The sequence below is a fragment of the Streptomyces hilarionis genome (assembly GCF_024539675.1).
GTDB lineage: Bacteria > Actinomycetota > Actinomycetes > Streptomycetales > Streptomycetaceae > Streptomyces > Streptomyces hilarionis.
In genome coordinates, this window is record NZ_JAHHIT010000566.1 from 1 (window position 1) to 340 (window position 340).

A 340-nucleotide genomic window follows, 5' to 3' on the forward strand; every position below is an offset into this window, starting at 1 on the left:
CCAATTCTGCTTTGCTCAAATCGAGCTCGAACCCATCGCGCATCTTCACGCTAAAGCCGTCGCCTTTCGGTTGAACGTCCATGAATACGTCAGTTGGTTTGTTGCCGAACTTCATCATTGCGGCCTTTATCGCTGCAACCGTGGTGCAATTTCCGTCCGGCCCCTGGCTGAAGCCAGACCAGATATTGCCGGCCTCGTTGCCCATTCCTGGCTTAGTCCCAGGGTTGCTCTTGTCCAGCTTGTAATTTGAGTAATGGGCGCCTGCGGTGAAAGGCTTATTACTCATGGACTCTACCGAGCCAAAACCACCCCGATCAAATCCGCCACTGCCATTGCCATT

1 protein-coding gene is annotated in these 340 nt (G+C 53.2%); it reads right to left on the reverse strand.

From position 1 onward, the window contains the following. The coding region (locus KMS84_RS39545) for a hypothetical protein (RefSeq protein ID WP_256921488.1) at nt 1-340 on the reverse strand (340 nt) is incomplete at both ends.